The organism is Streptomyces jumonjinensis (assembly GCF_009600885.1).
Classification (GTDB): domain Bacteria; phylum Actinomycetota; class Actinomycetes; order Streptomycetales; family Streptomycetaceae; genus Streptomyces; species Streptomyces jumonjinensis.
In genome coordinates this window covers 1-4,300 of the sequence record NZ_VCLA01000162.1, presented here as the reverse complement: position 1 = coordinate 4,300, position 4,300 = coordinate 1, and the positions used below count along the sequence as shown (strand labels likewise).

At 71.0% G+C, this 4,300-nt stretch carries 3 protein-coding genes and 1 pseudogene; 1 reads left to right on the top strand and 3 read right to left on the bottom strand.

Translation table 11 applies throughout. From position 1 onward, the window contains the following. Nucleotides 1–414: hypothetical protein (locus FF041_RS38080; RefSeq protein WP_194292138.1), on the top strand; the 414-nt coding region annotated here is incomplete at its 5' end. A gap of 945 nt (nucleotides 415–1,359) precedes the next feature. On the opposite strand, the gene FF041_RS23395 is transcribed toward FF041_RS38080, so the two are convergent. The 3 genes and pseudogenes from FF041_RS23395 to FF041_RS38075 all read right to left on the bottom strand — a co-directional run. Continuing rightward, nucleotides 1,360–1,821: a hypothetical protein gene (locus FF041_RS23395; protein WP_153524633.1), complete on the bottom strand. Its 462-nt coding sequence runs from the start codon at nucleotides 1,819–1,821 to the stop codon at nucleotides 1,360–1,362. A 423-nt stretch (nucleotides 1,822–2,244) separates the two neighbouring features. Then, the gene (locus FF041_RS23390; protein WP_228388564.1) at nucleotides 2,245–3,219 is read right to left on the bottom strand and encodes a DUF11 domain-containing protein; all 975 of its coding nucleotides are present in this window, start codon (nucleotides 3,217–3,219) and stop codon (nucleotides 2,245–2,247) included. Between the two features lie 413 nt (nucleotides 3,220–3,632). Then, nucleotides 3,633–4,300, bottom strand: a pseudogene (locus tag FF041_RS38075) (type IV secretory system conjugative DNA transfer family protein); the annotation flags it as partial.

The window sequence follows — 4,300 nt, the reverse complement described above, 5'->3', positions numbered from 1 at the left end:
CCCGTCCAGCCCGCACCGCAGGAGATCGTCTTCCTCGGCACCGGCAACGAAGCCCTCAACAACTACTACACGCATGTCGCCGCACCGGGCTCCCCCACCCCCGCCCGTCCGGCCTCCGGCGTTCCTCCGGAAGTCCTCGATGCCCTTGACCTCGTCCACCGTGAACGCTCCAGGCACTGGAGCGACCTGGCGATCGCCGCCTTGGCGGTGCCACCCGACGACTGGCGGTCCGTCCGTACGGCACTTCGGGCCGCCCGGTCGGCGACCGGTACCCGGCGCGAGCGCAAACGGGCCCGACGCGCCGCGGACGGTATCCGGTTCTCACCCCGTCTCACGGTCTACGTCCGCCCGGCTGATGACGAGAGCCCTCTCCCGTCCCTGGGACCGGACGTGCTCCTGCTCCGCACCCCGTAGCCGACCGGCTGGTGGCCCCGACGGCGAGGAAGCCGTGTGCCCGCCGCCTGGTCGTACCGCCCCTGGCCCATGGTGCCCCGGCAAGGTCCGGCACGGGCCGTTGCCTGCAATCACTGCCGCTCAAGGTGGGCACGTGTGCTGTCCGCCCCTGGAGTGCGGGAGGCCAGGGAGCAGGTGGGGACGGAGTTCGGCATCGAGTTGCGTGCCCATCTCCAGTTGTTCCGGGACAGGTACGACGAGGCCGCGCGCGGCGGTGAGGCGGACCGGCGCGCCGGGATCTGTCCGGGAAGCACGGCCGCTGGGGGCGGATCTGCGTGCTGCCCGACGGCCACGAGGCGGAGGAACCGCACTGGGGCCGCAACGGCGAGGGCCAGCCGGTCGCGTGGGTGGGCAGCGCCCCCGACAACTGGTGAGAGAACACGTTCACGGCGCCGCTTCCGGAGTGGCATGGGCGGCGTCGTGAGCACTGCGGGAAAGGCCCCGGGCGCGCTGTGCGCCCGGGGCTGTTTTGCTGTCCGGGGTCGGCGGCATCCCGGCCCAGGGCCTACACACACCTCAGTGCGATGCCGCTACTCAGGGCATGGCATCGCACTGGTGCTCGTGTAGACCCTGGGATCCTGGGCCGCTCCCCCGCTTCGTGAACTGCGTTGCAACCGAGGCGGGTTCGGTAAGACGGTCCAGCAGCGCGTAGAGGGCCCGTACGAGGCGGGCGCGGTCCGGGCCGTCTGCGGACGCCGCTTCGCCGTGTCCTACCCGTCCGCTCCGGCCAGCGAAAGTGCCATTGCGTTGCCGGGTTCGGTGGACCTGTACGCGCCCGCACCGGGCCTCTGACGGCCCGCTCCCGTGCCGCGGTCCGTCCCGGCTGCGCTCTGTGGGCCTGCGACCGATCGGGTCTCCCGGTGCCCCGCCCATGTGGGCGGGGCACCGGGAGGCCGTGATGGCCGGCTACTCCTCGTCCTGCTCCATGATGTGCGCCTCAAGGAAGTCGGCCAGGCTGCCGACGACAACGGCCGATGCGAATGCCTTGTCGAGGACCTCCTTGTTCACCGCTTCCGTGCCCTTGCCGCCGTCGGTCTCGGGCAGGCCGAAGTGATGGCGCAGGGCCAGCTGCTCGTCGACGACGACGGCGGGCAGTTTCCAGTCCTCGCCGAGGAAGGCGAGGAGGGCGGGGATGTCGATTCTGTCGGCGGGGCCGATGAAGGAGGTGACGGCGATCCAGTCGGCGTTCTCGCCGTCGTACTCGAAGTGCAGATCCTGGTAGCGCTTCTTCGTCGTGCCGTCACTGAGCTTGAGCGACTGTTCGAAGACGGCGGTCATCGTCGTGCCCTTCTCCGTGTCCACCTCGACGCTCTCGGGGCCGAGGGTCTTGACGAGAAGGGAAGTGAAGTCGAGCCACGTCGTCGTCATGGATGTCTCTCCTGTTCTCCGGATGCCAGGGTGTCCCCCTTCGCTCAACGGGAGTGCCGACGCCCGGGTCACGGGCGGGCTGCCTGCGAACGACCTCAGTCCTGCGGCCCGTTGGCCGAACACGAGGATCCGTGCCGGGGACGAGCCCCGTGGCGGCACCTCCGTCGGCAGGATCGCTGTGAGCGGTGGCACCGCCTTGTGCCTACCTGACGCGGCGCGCCCACGGTCCAGCAGCGCGTAGAGGGCCCGTACGAGGCGGGCACGGTTCTGAGTGCCTCAGGCACTGATCGGGCACCTCGCGCGGGCACGGACCGCGGCGGCGCAGCCTGTTCTCGGGTCGGCTGCGCCGCCGGTGGTGCCCGGTGGAGTATCTCCCGTGTGGGTATCGGGGTGACGGCCGTGCGGGGCGGGATGTGGGGTGGGCTATGGGCAGGTGGTCAGAAGGACGGAGATGACGGTGCAGGTGGCGCTGTCGGTGTCGTTGGCCGGGTTCGGGTCCGCCGGGGTGGAGGCGGTGCGTGTCCCGGTGACGGTGACGTGGCCCAGGGAGAGCAGGTGCAGGGGTACGCGGAAGGACTTGGCCGCGCTGGTTCCGTTGGCGATGGCGCCGTAGGTGCAGGTCACGGTTCCGGTGCCGGTGCCGGTGGTGCATCCGGCCGACAGGCGGGTGGCGGAGGCGCCGGACGGCAGGGCGGCGGTGACGGTGGCGGAGGTGACCGCGCCGGGGCCGGTGTTGTTCGCGGTCAGGGTGTAGGTGAGGTAGGGGGTCAGGATGCCCAGGTGGGGCTGCGCGGTCACGCCGACGGCAAGGTCGGCGGTGGGCGGCGGCGCGACGGTGACGGTGATGGTCTGCTCGTACACAGTGGCCTCGCCGCCGGTGTCGCCGTAGAGCTGGTAGCCCAGGACGAAGGAACCGGCCGGGGTTGCGGGGTTGACCCGGAGGGTGAGCGTTCCGCTGAACGCGCCGCCCGCCGCCAGGTCGCCCAGCGGTACGCGCTGGGCGACGCCGAAGACACTGGTGCAGGGGGCGGTGTTGCCCGTGCACGATTCGATGGTCGTGAAATCGGGGAGCCGGCCGAGGGTGGAAGAGCCGGCGTAGAAGTTCTCACCGGCGCCAGCTATATCGAAGTCCGCGGTGCCGTTGAAGCTGATCGTGAAGGTGTCACCGGCGGCGACGGTGGTGGAGGAGACGCTGACGTTGGAGACGGCGTGGGCGGCCTGGGGAACGGCCAGTCCCACTCCGGCCGCCAGGGCCAGGGTCGCCAGCCCGGACAGCACCCGTCGGCGCATGCGGCGCAGCGGGCCCCATCCCGCGGCCGGGGCGGATCCCGGATTGTGGGTCCTGGCTCTGCGGTGCCATCCCGTAGGTACGGGTATCGGGGTGGCGTTCGAGGACATGAAGGTCCCCTTTCACTCGGTTGCGCGCCACCACGGGCGGGACCCGGCGGACCCCGACAACCAGCGACGGTGCGGTCACGCCCGTGCAGGCGCGGCCTACCCGCCGGGATCACTAACCACCCGGAACACGGACCGCGCATCGCTCACCGCCGCGGACAGAGCCCGGCCCGCGGCGACCTCGCCAGACTGACAGCAGACCGGCGGCTCTCGAACAGGGAATTCACAATTTGATCGGATGAGGCCACTGACCGACCGCATGACGCCCATGTCTGGCAGGATCCCCCGGCTGGTGGGGCCGGTGTTTCGAATCCTGGCGGGTCAGAAGCCGATTCAAGGTTCGGAAGCAGGTACTGAGCAGACCACGGGCCCCGGGCGCACACGGCTGCGTCCGGGGCCCGTGGTCCGGCTGGGGGTCAGCTCTCGTTGTCGTACGGGTCGGTGAGCCAGTTGACGACTTCGGCGTCGGTCATGACGATCGCCTGCGTCTCCTGAATGGTGGTGCCCTGCTGGATGACGTGGAAACGGCCCGGGTGCCTGCTCTGCTTCGGGGCGGGCACGGCTACGGGGGCGAGCCTGCGCCAGGTGTCGGCCGTGAACCGCGACAGGATCACCGTGGCGAACTGCTCGCGGACCTGCGCTCCGAGGACACCGGCGGGGCGCCCGTCGTAGATGACGTGGACGCGGGCCGCGCGTCCCGCCCACAGGGCGTCCTGGAGCGCGGTGACAGCCGGGGACGTGGTCGGGTCGTCCTTCTGCCGGAACGTCTTCCAGTAGCGGGCGAGTCGGCGCACGGTGGCGTTGGCCTCGTCGAGCGCGACGATCAGGCGCGGCACGCCGTCGAGGTCGCCGTCGAGGTCGAGGCGGCGCTGGAGCTCGGTGGCGAGGCTGGTCAGGGCGTCGTGGATGCCTGCGACGTTGCCCCGGTGGGTGACCGTCGGCAGGGCCTTGGCCCACAGGTGGGAGATGCGCTTGGGGTCGAGGACTAGGGCGTGGGCGCCCTGGTGGAGGAACTGGGCGGTGAGGGAGCGCAGGAGTGTGGTGCTGCCGCCGCCGGCACCGGTGCAGACCAGGACATGGGGGG

Excerpts from the sequence above, each read along its gene's own strand:
- FF041_RS23395 (WP_153524633.1), bottom strand. The coding sequence starts at position 1,821 with ATGACGACGACGTGGCTCGACTTCACTTCCCTTCTCGTCAAGACCCTC.
- FF041_RS23390 (WP_228388564.1), bottom strand. The coding sequence starts at position 3,219 with ATGTCCTCGAACGCCACCCCGATACCCGTACCTACGGGATGGCACCGC.